This window comes from Pseudomonas sp. NPDC088414 (assembly GCF_044753325.1).
In the GTDB taxonomy this organism is placed as follows: Bacteria; Pseudomonadota; Gammaproteobacteria; order Pseudomonadales; family Pseudomonadaceae; genus Aquipseudomonas.
On sequence record NZ_JBIVMY010000003.1, the window covers coordinates 274,537 to 291,124 of the forward strand.

The window sequence follows — 16,588 nt, forward strand, 5'->3', positions numbered from 1 at the left end:
GGCAGCTCCTACAGGGAACGCAACGCATGTAGTAACTGCCGCAGGCTGCGATCTTTTTAGCGTCTAGACTGGCTGCAAAGGGAGTTCAACCATGCTCGGTCGTTGGCGCACATTTCAGTTCTTCACATTGATGCTGATCCTGAACCTCGGCGGTTGCGCCTCATGGTTCAGCGACGACAGCGTCGACCCCGCCGTGCACCTGGTGAAAGTCGAGGTGGTGCGGGCCAAATTGCTCGAACAGAAATTCATCCTGCACTTTCGCATCGACAATCCCAACGGCAGCGACCTGACCGTGCGCGGCATGGAATACCGCATTCATCTGGCGGATATGTTGCTGGCCGAAGGCGAGCATGAACACTGGATCACCGTGGCACCGAAAAGCAGCGGGTTCTACCGGATACCGATCCGCACCAACCTGTGGCCTCGGGTAAAAGACGTGGTGAAAATGCTGAAAAGTCCCAATCAGCAGATTCCCTATCGGCTGCAGGGCGAAATGGAAACCGGTTTATTCATCGCCCACTACGTGCACCTGGAGCGCAATGGCGTGATAATCCCCGCCGATTTAATTCCGGAGCACAACCGATGACTCAGCAACCTCATGTCCATGGCCCTGACTGCAACCACGATCATGACCATCATCACGATCACGACCATGGCCATGTCCACGGCCCGAACTGCGGCCACGCCCACCAGGAACCGGTGCGCAACGCCCTGAAGGACGTCGGCCGCAACGACCCTTGCCCATGCGGCAACGGCAAGAAATTCAAGAAGTGCCACGGCGCTTGATGTTTCCGGTGAAGACCTTCTTCGCCTGAACCATCGCCATCGCGAGCAGGCTCACTCCTGCATTCGAGCGCATTCCTCCAACTGGAATGCAATCACTGTGGGAGCTGGCTTGCCAGCGATGAGGCCGGCACCTCCAGCATTGATGCAGCCTGACGCTCCGCTATCGCTGGCAAGCCAACTCCCACAGGTTCCTCAGGCGACTGCCAGAATCCGCGCAGCACTGACCACCGTCGCATACTCCCCGTGCAAATTCCCCAGCGACATCCCGTGCACCTCTTCGGCTGAACGCGGTGTGCCGAAGTAATCGGCCTTGTCGAAGGTAAAACACGCGTCCTCCGCCACCCACGTCTCGAACCCCAGGTTGCCCGCCGTGCGCGCTGTGGATTCCACCGAGTTGTTGGTCGCTACACCAACAATGATCAATTGCCCGATCCCCGCCTCACGCAACTGCCCTTCCAGACCCGTGGCACAGAACGCATCCGGCACTTGCTTCTGGATCAGCCATTCGCCGTCCTGCGGCAAGAATCTCTGCTGAAATTCAACTCCTGACTGCCCGGGCCAGAACACCGAACCCGGTTCGCGCGACAGATGCTGCACATGAATCACCGGCCGTCCGCTACTGCGCCACGCCCTCAGTAAATCGAGCATGCGTTCTTCGGCCTGTAGATTATTCCGCCGCCCCAGGCGCGGCTCGAGAATGCCTTGTTGCTGGTCGATGATGATCAGTGCAGCGTTGGCCTGAAGCTCCATGGCGTTTTTTTCTCATGCGGGGGTCAGTGAATTTCCCGCACTTCAGCATCACCGCCACGGGGTGGGCAAGCTCTGATTCAACCCGATCAAGGATCGCCCGGCGACGGTGAACGCGTATGTCTTGGTGCAGAAGATCACCCCGCCGAAATCCTGATATCTGGATGGATCGTTGTTGTGGCGAGGGAGCTTGCTCCCGCTGGAGTGCGAAGCGCTCCCAAACGGGTCGCCGCGATCTATCAGAAAAATGCGCAGTCTGGATAACGACTGCTGCGCAGCCGAGCGGGAGCAAGCTCCCTCGCCACAAAAACACTGTTATCTCTGCAGATTTACTGTTGGTCAGACAAATACAGAAATAACCACTCGCCCCGCTTGCGCGGCCACCGCCTGCTCACTAACGTAGCGGCTTTATTGCGCCCCCAGCCTCTACACCCCCGCAGGAGCTTTGCCATGGCCTCGCCAGCCCTTACACATTTTCTTCCCCGGTTCGGCGTTGCCGCAGCAGTGACCGGTGTCTTGAGCCTGTCCGGTTGCCAGACCTGGAACGCGCAGGACACCCTCCCGCCCACCTCCGGCGTGCAACCGCTCAAGGGCCTGGCGCAGAACGTTTCGGTGCGACGCAATGCCATGGGCATGCCGTTGATCGAAAGCAACAGCTTCCACGACGCACTGTTCACCCTCGGTTACGTGCATGCCAGCGACCGCATCAACCAGATGGTCACCCTGCGCCTGCTGGCCCAGGGGCGCCTGGCGGAAATGTCCGGCGCCTCGATGCTCGACGCCGACCGCTACATGCGCGCGGTCAACCTGAAGAAAAGCGCCGACGAGCTGTACAAGGCCTCGTCGCCACGCCTCAAGCGCTTCTTCGAAGTCTATGCGCGGGGCGTCAACGCCTACCTGTTCCGCTATGCCGACAAACTGCCGGGTGATCTCGCTTCCAGCGGCTACAAGCCGGAATACTGGAAACCGGAGGATTCGGCGCTGATGTTCGCGTTGCTGAACTTCAGCCAGTCGGCCAACCTGCCGGAAGAGATTGCCTCGCTGGTGCTGGCGCAAACCGTGAGCAGCGACAAACTCGCCTGGCTGACCCCGTCCGCACCGGATGAAAACCTGCCACTGGCCGAGGCTGACAAGCTGCAAGGCCTCAAGCTCAACGGGCAGATTCCCGGCCTGACGGAGCTGAGCAACGCCAGCCAACAACTGGCCGCGGTGAATCTGCTGGGTGCCAGCACCTCGAACAACTGGGCCATCGCCCCGCAACGCAGCCGCAGCGGCAAGAGCATTCTCGCCAGCGGTGCCCATGGCCCACTGGCAGCGCCGTCGCTGTGGACTTTCGTGCAGATCCGCGCGCCGAAATATCAGGCCGCCGGTGTCACCGTCGCCGGTTTGCCGATGGTCCTCGGTGGTTTCAACGGCAAAGTGGCGTGGAGCGCCACCAGCGTGCTCGGCGACAATCAGGACCTGTTCCTGGAAAAAATCCGCCGTCAGGGCAACAGCCTGACCTATGAGGTCAACGGCAAATGGCAGCCGCTGGGCGTGCGCAACGAAACCTATTTCGTCAAAGGCCAGCGACCGATTCGCGAAGCGGTGTACGAAACCCGCCACGGTGCGCTGCTCAACAGTGCTCAGGCCCTACAGGGCAACGGTTTTAGCCTGGCCCTGCAAACCCCGAGCTTCACCGACGACAAATCGCTGGACGCATTTTTCGACCTGACCCGTGCGCAGAACGTTGAACGCGCGTCAGACGCCAGCCGCGAGATCCGTGCGATCGCCCTGAACATGGTGTTCGCCGACGCCAGCAATATTGGCTGGCAAGTCACCGGACGTTTCCCCAACCGTCGCGAAGGCGAAGGCCTGCTGCCATCGCCGGGCTGGGAAGGTCGCTACGACTGGGACGGTTACGCCGACCCGATGTTGCATCCGTACGATCAGGACCCGACCCAGGGCTGGCTCGGCACCGCCAACCAGCGGGTCATTCCTCACGGCTACGGCATGCAGTTGTCCAATTCCTGGGCGGCGCCGGAACGCGGCGAACGTCTGGCCGAACTGGCCGGCAGCGGCAAACAGGACAGTCGCAGCGTGATCGCCATGCAGTACGACCAAACCACGACGTTTGCCGCCAAGCTGAAGAAAATGTTCGAAGCGCCGGGCATGAAGCAGCCGCTGAAACAGGCCATCGACGCCCTGCCGGAAGCCGATCGCAGCAAGGCCCGCGAAGCGTTTACCCGTTTGATGGCGTTCGACGGCAAGCTCAGCCCGACGTCGGCGGATGCGGCGATCTATGAACTGTTCCTGCAAGAAAGCATGAAGCAGATCTTCCTCGACGAACTTGGCCCCGAGTCGAGCGCGGCGTGGAAAGCCTTTATTGCCAATGGCGACTTGTCCTACGCGGCGCAGGCCGATCACCTGCTCGGACGCGAAGACAGCCCGTTCTGGGATGACATCCGCACGCCGCAGAAAGAAGACAAAGCCGTGATTCTGGCGCGCAGTCTGGCGGCGGCGATCAGTGCCGGCGACAGTCAGTTGGGCGGCGACCGCAAGGCCTGGCAGTGGGGCAAACTGCATGGCTATACATGGAAAAACGCCAACGGTCAGACCGTTCGCGGCCCGCTGGCGGCTGGCGGCGATCACACCACGCTCAATACCTCGGCGTTTGCCTGGGGTCAGGATTTCAATACCACCCGTGCGCCGTCGATGCGTTTCATCGTCGACTTCAGCCAGAGCGAGCCGCTGATGGGGCAGAACGGCACCGGCCAGTCCGGCAACCCGGCCAGCCCGAACTACCTCAACGGCATCGACGCCTGGCTCAAGGGCCAGTACATCGGCTTGCCGCTGCAGCCGCAGAACTTTGACCGGGTGTATGGCAAGACGCGCTTGACCCTGACGCCGGGCAAGTAAGGCACAGATCAAAAGCCCCTCACCCTAACCCTCTCCCAAGGGAGAGGGGACCGACGGAGTTGTTCTTTCGCAATACACCGACCTGAACCGTCGCGCCGAATCCATAATCGACGCGGACTTTCAGGCCGATGAAGCTCGCCAGACACCTCGGTCGGCTCCCTCTCCCTCCGGGAGAGGGCTGGGGTGAGGGAGCTTTGAAAATCGATAGAACTTCCAGACTCGCGCCAACCTCATAGCTAACAAGCCCTCCATTCTGGTAACGACATGGACCTTGTTATCGCCCGCCCCGAAGGTTTGTATTGCCCTGCCGGGGATTTCTATATTGATCCGTGGCGCCCGGTCGAGCGCTCGGTGATCACCCATGCCCACGGCGATCACGCCCGTGGCGGCAATCAGCATTACCTTGCCAGCAGCGCCAGCGAAGGGATTTTGCGTGCGCGTCTGGGTCAGGACATCAACCTGCAAACCCTCGCCTACGGCCAGCGGCTGACCCACCACGGGGTGACCTTGAGTTTCCATCCCGCCGGGCACGTGCTCGGTTCGGCGCAGGTACGCCTGGAGTACGGCGGCGAAGTCTGGGTCGCGTCGGGGGATTACAAGATCGAACCCGATGGCACCTGCGCGCCGTTCGAACCGGTGCGCTGCCACACCTTCATCACCGAATCGACTTTCGGCCTGCCAATCTATCGCTGGCAGCCACAGGCGCAGGTGTTCAACGAGATCAACCAGTGGTGGCAGGCGAACATTGCGGCGGGCAAGGCCAGCGTGCTGTTCTGCTATTCGTTCGGCAAGGCTCAGCGGATTCTGCACGGCATCGACGCCAGTCTCGGCCCGATCCTCAGTCACGGTGCAGTCGAGCCGCTGAATCGGGTCTACCGCGAGGCCGGCGTGTACCTGCCGCCGACGATCTACGCCGGTGATGTGAAGAAGTCCGACCCGATCATGCGCCGGGCGCTGGTCATCGCCCCGCCCTCGGCGGGCGGCAGTACCTGGATGCGCCGCTTCGGTGATTTCAGCGATGCGTTTGCCAGCGGCTGGATGCGTTTGCGCGGCACCCGCCGGCGGCGCGGTGTGGATCGCGGTTTCGTGTTGTCGGATCACGCCGACTGGCCCGGCCTGCTCTGGGCCATCGAACAGACCGGCGCCGAACGGGTGATGGTCACCCACGGTTCGATCGGCGTGCTGGTGCGCCATCTGCGTGAGAAAGGTCTGGATGCGCAGGGGTTCAACACCGAATACGGCGACGATGAAGAGGAAAACATCGCCGCCGAACCTGTGATCGCCGAGGTGCAAGCATGAAAGCCTTCGCCGAGTTGTATGCCGAACTCGACGCCACCACGTCCAGCAACGCCAAACTGGCCGCCATGCAAGCCTATTTCGCCCAGGCTGCACCGCAGGATGCGGCGTGGGCGGTGTACTTTCTGTCCGGCGGGCGCCCACGCCAACTGGTGCCAGTGCGGATCCTGCGCGAACTGGCCGTCGAGGTCTCGGGGCTGGAGCCGTGGCTGTTCGAGGAAAGTTATCAAGCGGTCGGCGATCTGGCGGAAACCATTTCCCTGGTGCTGCCGGAAAATCTGCACAGCTCCGAGGCCGGCCTTGCCGAATGGATTGAAGACAAACTGCTGCCGCTGCGTGGTGAAACCCCTGAATACCTGGGCCACCAGTTGCCTGCACTGTGGGCGCAACTGGATCGGCCAAGCCTGATGCTGTGCATCAAGTTGATCACCGGCAGCTTCCGCGTCGGCGTGTCGAAACTGTTGGTCACTCGCGCATTGGCGTCGATGGCAGGCCTCGACAGCAAACGCGTGGCGCAGCGGCTGGTGGGGTACACCGACCTTTCGAACCGGCCGAATGCCGCGAGCTATTTGAAACTGATCGCTCCAGAGTCAGCCGACGAACACGCGCAACGTGGCGGTCAGCCCTACCCGTTTTTCCTCGCGCATGCCTTGTCGCAACCAGTGGAGGAATTTGAAGCACTGCTGGGGCCGGCGAACAACTGGCAGGTGGAATGGAAGTGGGATGGCATCCGTGCGCAGGTGGTCAAGCGCGAAGGTCGGCTGTGGGTCTGGTCGCGGGGTGAAGAGCTGGTGACCGAACGCTTCCCCGAATTCGATACCTTGATCCACTCGTTACCCGACGGCACGGTGATCGACGGCGAAATCGTGGTCTGGAAAAGCACCCATCCGAGCACCGCAGACGCCTTCGATCCGCAATCGAGCGCACCGCCGGCGGTGCAACCGTTCGCGCTGCTGCAGCAACGCATCGGGCGTAAAACCCTCGACAAGAAAATCCTCGAAGAAGTGCCGGTGGTGGTGCTCGCCTACGACTTGCTGGAGTGGCAGGGCGAAGACTGGCGCAACCGTCCGCAGGTGGAACGGCGGGCGCAACTGGAGCAAGTCATCGCGCACGGTAACAACCCGGTGTTACTGGCCTCACCGATTCTGACCGGCAGCGACTGGTTCGATCTGGCCCGCCAGCGCGAAGCCTCGCGGCGACTGGGGGTCGAGGGCATGATGCTCAAGGCCCGCGACGCCCTGTATGGCGTGGGCCGGACCAAGGACATGGGCGTGTGGTGGAAGTGGAAGGTTGACCCATTCAGCGTCGATGCGGTGTTGATCTATGCCCAGCGCGGACATGGCCGGCGCGCCAGTCTGTACAGCGATTACACCTTCGCCGTGTGGGACGGCCCGCCGGAGTCCAGCCAACGCGCGCTGGTGCCGTTCGCCAAGGCCTATTCGGGGCTGACCGACGAAGAGATGCGCCAGGTCGACAGCATTGTGCGCAAGACCACCGTGGAAAAATTCGGCCCGGTCAGTAGCGTCAAACCGAGTCTGGTGTTCGAACTGGGTTTCGAAGGCATCGCCCTGTCGCGACGGCACAAGAGCGGGATCGCCGTGCGTTTTCCAAGGATGCTGCGCTGGCGGCAGGACAAGACGGTCGATGAGGCGGACAGTCTGGCGACGTTGCAGGATTTGCTGGCCTGACCGGGTTTCCCGGGACACTGATCACAATTAACTGAGTGAACTCCCTGTGGCGAGGGAGCTTGCTCCCGCTCGACTGCGCAGCAGTCGCAAAAAATGCGGTCTGTCTGAAAATCCTGGGGAGTGCTTCGCCCTCCAGCGGGAGCAAGCTCCCTCGCCACAATGGCTCATCCCATCGATTAAAAATGCATGCATCGACCCAATATGGTGCAGCCTTCAACAGCCGCCCATTCCCGTGCACCAATCCCTCTCAGCGCTCCCCTCTCCAACCTTTTAAAACACTTGTTCGGGACTCTGGTTCGGAAATTGCTACTTTCTATAGGTCGTACGCGTTGCAGTAACAATAATTCTGCGCCACAAGCGCTCATATTGGTTCTTAGGGATTGAATAATGAAAAAAGCATTGCTGACCCTTTCTGCACTGGCGTTGTGCATGGCTGCCGGCTCCGCGCTGGCCAAGGAATACAAAGAGCTGCGTTTTGGCGTTGATCCTTCCTACGCACCGTTCGAGTCGAAAGCGGCTGACGGCAGCCTGGTGGGCTTCGACATCGATCTGGGCAACGCGATCTGCGCCGAGCTGAAGGTCAAGTGCAAATGGGTTGAAAGCGACTTCGACGGCATGATTCCGGGCCTCAACGCCAACAAATTCGACGGCGTGATCTCGTCGATGACCGTGACCCCGGCCCGTGAAAAGGCGATCGACTTCTCCAGCGAGCTGTTCTCCGGCCCGACTTCCTACGTGTTCAAGAAGGGCTCCGGCCTGAGCGATGACGTCGCTTCCCTCAAAGGCAAGTCCGTCGGTTACGAGCAAGGCACCATCCAGGAGGCCTACGCCAAGGCCGTATTGGAGAAGGCCGGGGTGAAAATCCAGGCGTATGCCAACCAGGATCAGGTCTACGCCGACCTGAAAAACGGCCGCCTCGACGCCTCGATCCAGGACATGCTGCAAGCCGAACTGGGCTTTTTGAAGTCGCCGGATGGCGCCAACTACGAAGTCAGCAAGCCGGTCGACAGCGAATTGCTGCCAGCCAAAACCGCTGTCGGTATTAAGAAAGGTAACAAAGAGCTGAAGGCGCTTTTAGATAAAGGTATCAAAGCGTTACACGATGACGGCAAATACGCCGAGATTCAAAAGAAACACTTTGGCGATCTGAATCTGTACAGCGGTAAATAATGCCCTGGCGCCCATCACTCGATGGGCGCCTTTTCCATCCGCTCAGGTTGCTGATTTATGTTCGAAAACCTCTTACAAAATCTGGGGCTCTCCGCCTTCAGCCTCAAGGGCTTCGGTCCGTTGCTGTTGGAAGGCACCTGGATGACCATCAAATTGTCGGCGTTGTCGCTGCTGGTGGCCGTGTTGCTCGGCCTCTTGGGCGCCAGTGCCAAACTGTCGAAATCCAAACTGCTGCGCCTGCCTGCCCAGCTCTACACCACGCTGATTCGCGGGGTGCCGGATCTGGTGCTGATGCTGTTGATCTTCTACAGCCTGCAAACCTGGCTGACCGCCCTGACCGATGTCATGGAGTGGGACTACATCGAGATCGACTCCTTCACTGCCGGGGTGATCACCCTGGGCTTCATCTATGGCGCGTATTTCACCGAAACCTTCCGTGGGGCGATCCTCGCCGTACCGCGCGGTCAGGTCGAAGCGGCCACCGCCTACGGCCTCAAACGTGGCCAGCGTTTTCGCTTCGTGGTGTTCCCGCAAATGATGCGCTTCGCCCTGCCGGGCATCGGCAACAACTGGATGGTGATGCTCAAGGCCACCGCACTGGTGTCGATCATCGGTCTGGCCGATCTGGTCAAAGCCGCGCAGGACGCCGGTAAAAGCACCTATCAACTGTTCTACTTCCTGGTACTCGCCGCCTTGATCTATCTGCTGATCACCAGTGCTTCGAACGTCATCCTGCGCTGGCTCGAGCGTCGTTACGCCGCCGGTGCCCGGGAGGCCGTACGATGATCGAACTCCTGCAGGAATACTGGAAACCCTTCCTTTATACCGACGGCAACAACATCACCGGTCTGGCGATGACCATGTGGCTGCTCAGCGCCTCGATCTTCATCGGTTTTCTGGTGTCGATCCCGCTGTCGATTGCCCGGGTCTCGCCGCATTTCTATGTGCGCTGGCCGGTGCAGTTCTACACCTACCTGTTCCGTGGCACGCCGCTCTACATCCAGTTGCTGATCTGCTACACCGGGATTTACAGCCTGGCCGCCGTGCGTGCGCAGCCGTTGCTCGACAGTTTCTTTCGCGATGCGATGAACTGCACGATCCTCGCGTTCGCCCTGAACACCTGCGCCTACACCACGGAGATTTTCGCCGGGGCGATCCGCAGCATGAACCACGGTGAAGTCGAAGCGGCCAAGGCCTACGGTCTGACCGGCTGGAAGCTGTACGCTTACGTGATCATGCCTTCGGCGCTGCGCCGGTCGTTGCCGTATTACAGCAACGAAGTGATCCTGATGCTGCACTCGACCACCGTGGCCTTCACCGCGACCATCCCCGACATCCTGAAAGTTGCGCGGGACGCCAACTCGGCGACCTACCTGACCTTCCAGTCGTTCGGCATCGCCGCGCTGATCTACCTGACCATTACCTTTGCGCTGGTCGGCCTGTTCCGCCTTGCCGAACGCCGATGGCTGGCCTTCCTCGGGCCGACCCACTAGGAAAACCTGTAATGCGACACCAGATCCATGACCTGTTGGCCCCGGTGCCGGGGACCGCACGACAGATCCACAGCTTCCACTTCGGCCCGGAACAGGCCCAAGGCAAGATCTACATCCAGTCCTCGCTGCATGCCGACGAAATGCCCGGCATGCTCGTGGCCTGGCACCTCAAGCAGCGCCTGACGGAGCTGGAAGCCGCCGGGCGCCTGCGCAGTCAGATCGTGCTGGTACCGGTGGCCAATCCGGTTGGCCTCGAACAAGTGCTGATGGACGTACCGCTGGGCCGTTATGAGATGGAAAGCGGGCAGAATTTCAATCGCTGGTTCGTCGACCTCAGCGAAGAAATCGGCAACGACATCGAAGGCAAGCTGAGCGACGACCCGCAACGCAACCTTGAGCTGATCCGCGCCAGCCTGCGCAACGCGCTCGCCCGGCAAATGCCCGGCACGCAGCTGCAATCCCAGCGCCTGACCCTGCAACGGCTGGCGTGCGATGCCGACATGGTGCTGGACCTGCACTGCGATTTCGAATCCGTGGTTCACCTCTACACCACCCCCGAGGCGTGGCCGCAGGTCGAGCCGCTGGCGCGTTACATCGAGGCGCAGGCCAGTCTGCTGGCCACCGACTCCGGCGGCCAGTCGTTCGACGAATGCTTCACCCTGCTGTGGTGGCAACTGCAGGAGCGTTTTGGCGAACACTTCGAGATTCCGCTGGGCAGTTTTTCGGTGACCGTGGAGTTGCGCGGCCAAGGTGACGTCAATCACCCAATGGCCAGCCGTGACTGCCAAGCCTTGATCGATTACCTGATCCAGTTCGATGCGATCGTCGGCGAGACCAAGCCGCAGCCGCCCCTGCCCTTCCCCGCCACGCCGCTGGCCGGCGTCGAACCGGTGACCACGCCGGTGGGCGGCTTGCTGGTGTACACCGCCACGCCCGGGCAATACCTGCAAGCCGGGCAACAGATTGCCGAAATCATCGACCCGATCCACGACCGGGTCACCCCCATTCATTGCACTGCCGCCGGCCTGCTGTACGCCCGCTCGCTGCGGCGCATGGCCACTGCCGGCATGGTGATCGCCCACGTGGCGGGCGCCGAAGCCTATCGCAGCGGCTACCTACTTTCGCCTTGAGGATGTCTGTCCCATGTACAAATTGACGGTTGAAGGTCTGCACAAAAGTTATGGCGACCATCAGGTACTCAAAGGCGTTTCGCTCAAGGCCAAGACCGGCGACGTGATCAGCCTGATCGGCGCCAGCGGCTCGGGCAAAAGCACCTTTTTGCGCTGCATCAACTTCCTCGAACAACCCAACGATGGCGCCATGAGCCTCGACGGCCAGGCGATCCGCATGGTCACCGACCGCCACGGCATGCACGTCGCCGATCCGAATGAACTGCAACGCCTGCGCACGCGCCTGGCGATGGTCTTTCAGCACTTCAACCTGTGGAGCCACATGACCGTGCTGGAAAACATCACCATGGCCCCGCGCCGGGTGCTGGGTTGCAGCAAGCAGGAAGCCGAAGACCGCGCCCGCCGTTATCTGGATAAAGTGGGCCTGCCGGCGCGGGTTGCCGATCAGTACCCGGCGTTTCTCTCCGGCGGCCAGCAACAGCGCGTGGCGATTGCCCGGGCGCTGGCGATGGAGCCGGAAGTGATGCTGTTCGACGAACCGACCTCGGCACTCGACCCGGAGCTGGTGGGTGAGGTGCTGCGGGTGATTCAGGGGCTAGCCGAGGAAGGCCGGACGATGATCATGGTGACCCATGAAATGAGCTTTGCCCGCAAAGTCTCCAGCCAGGTGTTGTTCCTCCATCAAGGCCTGGTGGAAGAAGAAGGCGCGCCGGAAGACGTGCTGGGCAATCCGAAGAGCGAACGGCTGAAGCAGTTCCTCAGCGGGAACCTCAAGTAACCGCGGATCCTCTGTAGGAGCTGCCGCAGGCTGCGATCTTTTGATGTTGCTTTTCAAGATCAAAAGATCGCAGCCTGCGGCAGCTCCTACAGGGGATTGCGGCGTGATTAAACCTTTCGCCAGTCGGCGCGGTCACTGAAGGAACACTTTCAGAGCGCACGCCGCCGGTATGCCGACCTCCACCGACTTCGCAAAACTCTGGTTCAGCGCACGCAACTGGAAGCCGTTCGCCTTTCAAAAGCAGGTGTGGGCCGCCGTCAAACAAGGTCAGTCGGGGTTGCTCCACGCCAGCACCGGCGCCGGTAAAACCTATGCAGTGTGGTTCGCCGCGCTCAATCGCTTCGCCCGTTCAGCCGCGCCCGCAGCCACGACCAGCAAACGCAAACCCCAGAGCGAACCGCTGACCGTGCTGTGGATCACGCCGATGCGCGCCCTCGCCGCCGACACCGCGCGCGCCTTGCAAGCGCCGGTCACTGATTTACAGATTCCATGGAGCATCGGCCTGCGCACCGGCGACACCAGCAGCGCCGAACGTGCGCGTCAGGGCCGACGCCTGCCGACCACGCTGATCACCACCCCGGAAAGCCTGACCCTGCTGCTGGCCCGTGCCGATGCGAAAACCGCGCTGTCGAGCCTGCGCATGATCGTCGTCGATGAATGGCATGAATTGCTCGGCAACAAACGCGGCGTACAGCTGCAACTGGCCCTCGCCCGCCTGCGCCACTGGCAACCCGAGCTGATCGTCTGGGGCGTGTCCGCCACCCTCGGTAATCAAGCCCACGCCGAACAGGTGCTGATCACACAGGGTGGCGGTATCAGCGTGCAGGGCCAGAGCGAAAAATCACTCAAGGTCGACACCTTGATCCCACCGGCCATCGAGCGTTTTCCGTGGGCCGGGCACATCGGTCTGAAGATGCTGCCGCAGGTTGTTGCCGAACTGGACGCCTGCGCCAGCAGCCTGGTGTTCACCAATACCCGCGCACAATCGGAAATCTGGTATCAGGCGCTGCTCGAGGCGCGGCCGGACTGGGCCGGGCTGATCGCGTTGCACCACAGCTCACTGTCCCGCGAGACCCGCGACTGGGTCGAGCAAGCGTTGAAGGACGGGCAGTTGAAAGCCGTGGTCTGCACGTCGAGCCTGGATCTGGGCGTGGACTTTCTGCCAGTGGAACGGGTGCTGCAAATCGGCTCGGCGAAAGGCGTGGCGCGGTTGATGCAACGCGCCGGGCGCTCCGGTCACGCGCCTGGGCGCACCTCGCGAGTGACGCTGGTGCCGACCCACAGCCTGGAACTGATCGAAGCCGCTGCCGCAGGCGACGCCGTGGCGCAACGACTCATCGAACCGCGTCTGTCGCCGCACAAACCGCTCGATGTGCTGGTGCAGCATCTGGTCAGCATGGCGCTGGGCGGTGGCTTTATACCCGAAGAGCTGTACGAGGAAGTCCGTGGTGCCTGGGCCTATCGTGACCTCACGCTGGCGGATTGGGCCTGGGCGCTGGCTTTCGTACGTCATGGCGGGATGTCGCTGACGGCCTATCCGGATTACCGCCGGGTCGAACCGGATGAACACGGCGTCTGGCGTGTACCCGATGCGCGATTGGCGCGCCGGCATCGCATGAGCATCGGCACCATCGTCAGCGACGCGAGCATCAATCTGAAATTCTGGAGCAAGGGTGGTGGTGGCAAGCAGTTGGGCAGTGTCGAGGAAGGTTTTATCGCGCGGCTGAAACCGGGTGACGGCTTTCTCTTTGCCGGGCGTTTGCTGGAATTGGTGCGAGTGGAGAACATGACCGCGTACGTCAAACGCAGCACCGCGAAAAAAGCCGCCGTGCCGCGCTGGAATGGTGGGCGTATGCCGCTTTCCAACGAACTGGCCGCCGCCGTGGTCAGCCGCTTCACGGCGGCGGCGCGCGGTGAGTTCGTCGGCCCGGAAATGCAGGCGCTCCAACCGTTGCTGCAAACCCAGGCGCGCTGGTCGGGTCTGCCCACCTCTGACAGTCTGTTGGCGGAGGTACTGAAATCCCGCGAGGGCTGGCACCTTTTCCTCTACCCGTTTGCCGGGCGCCAAGTGCATCTGGGGCTCGCCAGCCTGTTGGCGTGGCGTGTGAGTCAGCGCCAGCCGCTGACGTTCTCGATTGCGGTCAATGATTATGGGCTGGAGTTGCTCAGCGCCACGCCGGTCGATTGGGCCGGGCAATTCGATGCGGCACTGCTCAGCCCCGAGCATCTGTTGCGCGACGTGCTGGCCAGCCTCAATGCCGGAGAACTGGCGCTGCGGCGCTTTCGCGAAATCGCCCGGATTGCCGGGCTAGTGTTCGCCGGCTATCCCGGCGCGCCGAAAAGCACCCGTCAGGTACAGGCCTCCAGCGGGTTGTTCTTCGAGGTGTTCAAGCAATACGACGCCGACAATCTGCTGCTGGCCCAGGCCGGGGAAGAAGTCCTACGGGAAGAACTGGATATTCGTCGCCTGGAACAGACACTGGAGCGGATCAACCGGATGAAACTGGACATGCACCTGATCAAACGTCCTACACCGCTGGGCTTTCCGCTGCTGGTAGAGCGCATGCGCGAAAGCATGAGTTCGGAAAAACTCGCCGACCGCATCCGACGCATGGTCGGCGATCTGGAGAAATCCGCCGACAAGGGTCAAGCCTCATGAGTGCAGCCTATCCGGTACGGCTGGCCGGCGAAGAACTTTGGCTGCTGCCGGAAAAGGCCCTGTACTGGCCGGCGCAGCAAGCGCTGTTGATCGCCGATGTGCATTTCGGCAAGGCTGCTGCCTATCGCAGCCTCGGCCAGCCAGTGCCGCAAGGCACCACGACGGCGAATATCGAAGTGCTCGACCGCCTGCTGGCGAAACTGCCCTGTCGGCAGCTGATTTTCCTCGGCGACTTTCTGCACGGCCCCGGTTCGCATGCGACGGGCACACTGAATGCCTTGGCCGAATGGCGCGCACGTCACGCCGATCTGCCGATGACGCTGATTCGTGGCAACCACGACAAACGTGCCGGGGATCCGCCCCTATCGTTGCATATCAGGGTAGTACCGGAACCGCTGCTGCTCGGGCCGTTTGCCCTGCAACACGAACCCGACCCGCATCCCGAACGGCATGTGCTGGCCGGGCACGTGCACCCGGTCTATCGGCTTAACGGCAAGGGGCGTCAGAGTCTGCGCCTGGCGTGTTTCCGGCTGGGCGAACGTTTGAGCCTGTTGCCGGCGTTTGGCGCGTTTACCGGCGGCTATCCGGTGGAGAAAGACCACGCCTGCAGGATTTTCGTCATCGGCGACGAGGAAATATGGCCAGTCAGCTGAGGTCTTTGGCAAACCTCAGCTGACTGGCCATTCATGGGATAGCGGCGGCTCAGGCCACTGGCGCGGGTGGTGGCTCGTCCGGCAGCGTTGGCTCGCCCGGTTCGGTCGGTTGTTCGTTGGGGGTGTCGGGATCAGGCTGACCGGGAATCCCGCCGGCCATGTTCAGCGGGTGGGCCAACAAGGACCAGGCCAAAACGCCAACCTGATTGGGCTCAAGCCTTGCCAGTTCGGCGGTGATATGCGGATCGATCTTCATGGAACCCTCCTCGGCGAAGGCCCGCTTTGGCAGAAGCAAAAACGGGCAGTACACCCCATAGAGTGTCTGCCCGCCAAAGAATTCCCGCGAACTGCCGGATGGATCAGGTACGCGGCAGGGTCACGCCACGCTGGCCCTGATATTTGCCGCCGCGATCCTTGTACGAAACTTCGCATTGCTCGTCGGATTCGAGGAACAGCATCTGCGCCACGCCCTCGTTGGCGTAGATTTTCGCCGGCAGGTTGGTGGTGTTGGAGAACTCCAGCGTCACGTGGCCTTCCCACTCAGGCTCGAGCGGGGTGACGTTAACGATGATGCCGCAGCGCGCGTAGGTGCTTTTACCCAGGCAGATGGTCAATACGTTGCGCGGAATGCGGAAGTATTCGACGGTGCTGGCGAGGGCGAAGGAGTTCGGCGGAATGATGCAGACATCGCTGTGAATGTCGACGAAGCTGCCGGCATCGAAGTTCTTCGGATCGACGATCGCCGAATTGATGTTGGTGAACACCTTGAAATGGTTGGTGCAGCGCACATCGTAGCCGTAGCTCGACACACCGTAGGAAATCACACGGCTGTCGTCGCTGCCGCGCACCTGGCGCTCGACGAAGGGCTCGATCATGCCGTGTTCCTGCGCCATGCGGCGAATCCACTTGTCCGATTTGATGCTCATGGCGGGTGTCCTGAATAGCGAGGTGGAAAAAATCTGTCCGGCATCTTACCGGGCGCGCCGCCGGGTTCAAAGTCCGCGCTGCAATTCTCGCCGAACACCCTGGAAATACAGGCCCTGGCGACGAACCGTCACACCGTCGATCCCTAAAACAGAGAAACCTTCGCAAGAAACATTGGCACGTTCCGGAAAAAGGGTTAAGGTGGCGCCACTGTGTTGCTTGTGTCACTGAGAATCTCTACACGATATGTTGAATTTCGATCCAACCATCTACAAGAATTATTCCTGCTCTTTGCACTCAGTCTCGGACAGGCTTCTTCCAGAGTCGCAGTTATCATAGTTCAACGATATACACCATGACTAATCG

15 protein-coding genes are annotated in these 16,588 nt (G+C 61.3%); 12 read left to right on the forward strand and 3 right to left on the reverse strand.

Going from position 1 to position 16,588, the window contains the following annotated elements:
* Window positions 1-91: 91 nt before the first annotated feature.
* Window positions 92-586: an LEA type 2 family protein gene (locus tag ACIP8I_RS06340; RefSeq protein WP_400759552.1), complete on the forward strand. Its 495-nt coding sequence runs from the start codon at window positions 92-94 to the stop codon at window positions 584-586.
* A complete protein-coding gene (locus ACIP8I_RS06345; RefSeq protein ID WP_003198420.1) occupies window positions 583-786 on the forward strand; it encodes an SEC-C metal-binding domain-containing protein in 204 nt (67 codons plus the stop codon). Before ACIP8I_RS06340 ends, ACIP8I_RS06345 begins: the two co-directional genes overlap by 4 nt.
* 192 nt (window positions 787-978) lie before the next feature.
* On the opposite strand, the gene ACIP8I_RS06350 is transcribed toward ACIP8I_RS06345, so the two are convergent.
* Window positions 979-1,536: a cysteine hydrolase family protein gene (locus ACIP8I_RS06350; RefSeq protein WP_400759555.1), complete on the reverse strand. Its 558-nt coding sequence runs from the start codon at window positions 1,534-1,536 to the stop codon at window positions 979-981.
* A gap of 447 nt (window positions 1,537-1,983) precedes the next feature.
* Between ACIP8I_RS06350 and ACIP8I_RS06355 the strand changes: the two genes are divergently transcribed.
* The 10 genes from ACIP8I_RS06355 to pdeM all read left to right on the forward strand — a co-directional run bounded on the left by ACIP8I_RS06355 (window position 1,984) and on the right by pdeM (window position 15,298).
* Window positions 1,984-4,431: a penicillin acylase family protein gene (locus tag ACIP8I_RS06355; RefSeq protein WP_400759557.1), complete on the forward strand. Its 2,448-nt coding sequence runs from the start codon at window positions 1,984-1,986 to the stop codon at window positions 4,429-4,431.
* Between the two features lie 264 nt (window positions 4,432-4,695).
* Window positions 4,696-5,730, forward strand: a complete 1,035-nt coding sequence (locus ACIP8I_RS06360; protein ID WP_400759560.1) for a ligase-associated DNA damage response exonuclease — start codon at window positions 4,696-4,698, stop codon at window positions 5,728-5,730.
* Entirely contained in the window at window positions 5,727-7,415 is a 1,689-nt protein-coding gene (locus ACIP8I_RS06365; protein ID WP_400759563.1) for an ATP-dependent DNA ligase, read from the forward strand. The genes ACIP8I_RS06360 and ACIP8I_RS06365 overlap by 4 nt, the downstream gene beginning before the upstream one ends.
* A gap of 387 nt (window positions 7,416-7,802) precedes the next feature.
* Complete coding sequence (locus ACIP8I_RS06370; RefSeq protein WP_003222321.1) at window positions 7,803-8,585, forward strand: transporter substrate-binding domain-containing protein; 783 nt, start codon at window positions 7,803-7,805, stop codon at window positions 8,583-8,585.
* Window positions 8,586-8,642: 57 nt separating this feature from the next.
* Window positions 8,643-9,371 carry an ABC transporter permease gene (locus tag ACIP8I_RS06375; RefSeq protein WP_003222319.1) on the forward strand — a complete coding sequence of 243 codons (729 nt, stop codon included), beginning with the start codon at window positions 8,643-8,645 and terminating at the stop codon, window positions 9,369-9,371.
* On the forward strand, window positions 9,368-10,078 hold the full coding sequence (locus tag ACIP8I_RS06380) for an ABC transporter permease (RefSeq protein ID WP_367083466.1): 711 nt from the start codon (window positions 9,368-9,370) through the stop codon (window positions 10,076-10,078). Before ACIP8I_RS06375 ends, ACIP8I_RS06380 begins: the two co-directional genes overlap by 4 nt.
* An 11-nt stretch (window positions 10,079-10,089) precedes the next feature.
* The gene (locus tag ACIP8I_RS06385; protein WP_400759566.1) at window positions 10,090-11,208 is read left to right on the forward strand and encodes a succinylglutamate desuccinylase/aspartoacylase family protein; all 1,119 of its coding nucleotides are present in this window, start codon (window positions 10,090-10,092) and stop codon (window positions 11,206-11,208) included.
* A gap of 13 nt (window positions 11,209-11,221) precedes the next feature.
* On the forward strand, window positions 11,222-11,986 hold the full coding sequence (locus ACIP8I_RS06390; protein ID WP_003222314.1) for an ABC transporter ATP-binding protein: 765 nt from the start codon (window positions 11,222-11,224) through the stop codon (window positions 11,984-11,986).
* A gap of 169 nt (window positions 11,987-12,155) precedes the next feature.
* On the forward strand, window positions 12,156-14,645 hold the full coding sequence (locus tag ACIP8I_RS06395; RefSeq protein WP_400759569.1) for a ligase-associated DNA damage response DEXH box helicase: 2,490 nt from the start codon (window positions 12,156-12,158) through the stop codon (window positions 14,643-14,645).
* A complete protein-coding gene (gene pdeM / locus ACIP8I_RS06400) occupies window positions 14,642-15,298 on the forward strand; it encodes a ligase-associated DNA damage response endonuclease PdeM (RefSeq protein ID WP_400759572.1) in 657 nt (218 codons plus the stop codon). Before ACIP8I_RS06395 ends, pdeM begins: the two co-directional genes overlap by 4 nt.
* A 49-nt stretch (window positions 15,299-15,347) precedes the next feature.
* Here the strand turns inward: pdeM and ACIP8I_RS06405 are convergent, their stop codons facing one another.
* Window positions 15,348-15,554 carry a hypothetical protein gene (locus tag ACIP8I_RS06405; RefSeq protein WP_003222309.1) on the reverse strand — a complete coding sequence of 69 codons (207 nt, stop codon included), beginning with the start codon at window positions 15,552-15,554 and terminating at the stop codon, window positions 15,348-15,350.
* A 103-nt stretch (window positions 15,555-15,657) separates the two neighbouring features.
* A complete protein-coding gene (dcd, locus tag ACIP8I_RS06410; protein WP_003222308.1) occupies window positions 15,658-16,224 on the reverse strand; it encodes a dCTP deaminase in 567 nt (188 codons plus the stop codon).
* Window positions 16,225-16,588: the final 364 nt, after the last annotated feature.

Bases quoted from the DNA above. Each gene is read 5' to 3' on its own strand.
- ACIP8I_RS06355 (WP_400759557.1), top strand. From the start codon at position 1,984: ATGGCCTCGCCAGCCCTTACACATTTTCTTCCCCGGTTCGGCGTTGCC.
- ACIP8I_RS06360 (WP_400759560.1), top strand. From the start codon at position 4,696: ATGGACCTTGTTATCGCCCGCCCCGAAGGTTTGTATTGCCCTGCCGGG.
- ACIP8I_RS06405 (WP_003222309.1), bottom strand. From the start codon at position 15,554: ATGAAGATCGATCCGCATATCACCGCCGAACTGGCAAGGCTTGAGCCC.
- dcd (WP_003222308.1), bottom strand. From the start codon at position 16,224: ATGAGCATCAAATCGGACAAGTGGATTCGCCGCATGGCGCAGGAACAC.
- pdeM (WP_400759572.1), top strand. From the start codon at position 14,642: ATGAGTGCAGCCTATCCGGTACGGCTGGCCGGCGAAGAACTTTGGCTG.
- ACIP8I_RS06350 (WP_400759555.1), bottom strand. From the start codon at position 1,536: ATGGAGCTTCAGGCCAACGCTGCACTGATCATCATCGACCAGCAACAA.
- ACIP8I_RS06385 (WP_400759566.1), top strand. From the start codon at position 10,090: ATGCGACACCAGATCCATGACCTGTTGGCCCCGGTGCCGGGGACCGCA.
- ACIP8I_RS06345 (WP_003198420.1), top strand. From the start codon at position 583: ATGACTCAGCAACCTCATGTCCATGGCCCTGACTGCAACCACGATCAT.
- ACIP8I_RS06340 (WP_400759552.1), top strand. From the start codon at position 92: ATGCTCGGTCGTTGGCGCACATTTCAGTTCTTCACATTGATGCTGATC.
- ACIP8I_RS06365 (WP_400759563.1), top strand. From the start codon at position 5,727: ATGAAAGCCTTCGCCGAGTTGTATGCCGAACTCGACGCCACCACGTCC.
- ACIP8I_RS06395 (WP_400759569.1), top strand. From the start codon at position 12,156: ATGCCGACCTCCACCGACTTCGCAAAACTCTGGTTCAGCGCACGCAAC.
- ACIP8I_RS06380 (WP_367083466.1), top strand. From the start codon at position 9,368: ATGATCGAACTCCTGCAGGAATACTGGAAACCCTTCCTTTATACCGAC.
- ACIP8I_RS06375 (WP_003222319.1), top strand. From the start codon at position 8,643: ATGTTCGAAAACCTCTTACAAAATCTGGGGCTCTCCGCCTTCAGCCTC.
- ACIP8I_RS06390 (WP_003222314.1), top strand. From the start codon at position 11,222: ATGTACAAATTGACGGTTGAAGGTCTGCACAAAAGTTATGGCGACCAT.
- ACIP8I_RS06370 (WP_003222321.1), top strand. From the start codon at position 7,803: ATGAAAAAAGCATTGCTGACCCTTTCTGCACTGGCGTTGTGCATGGCT.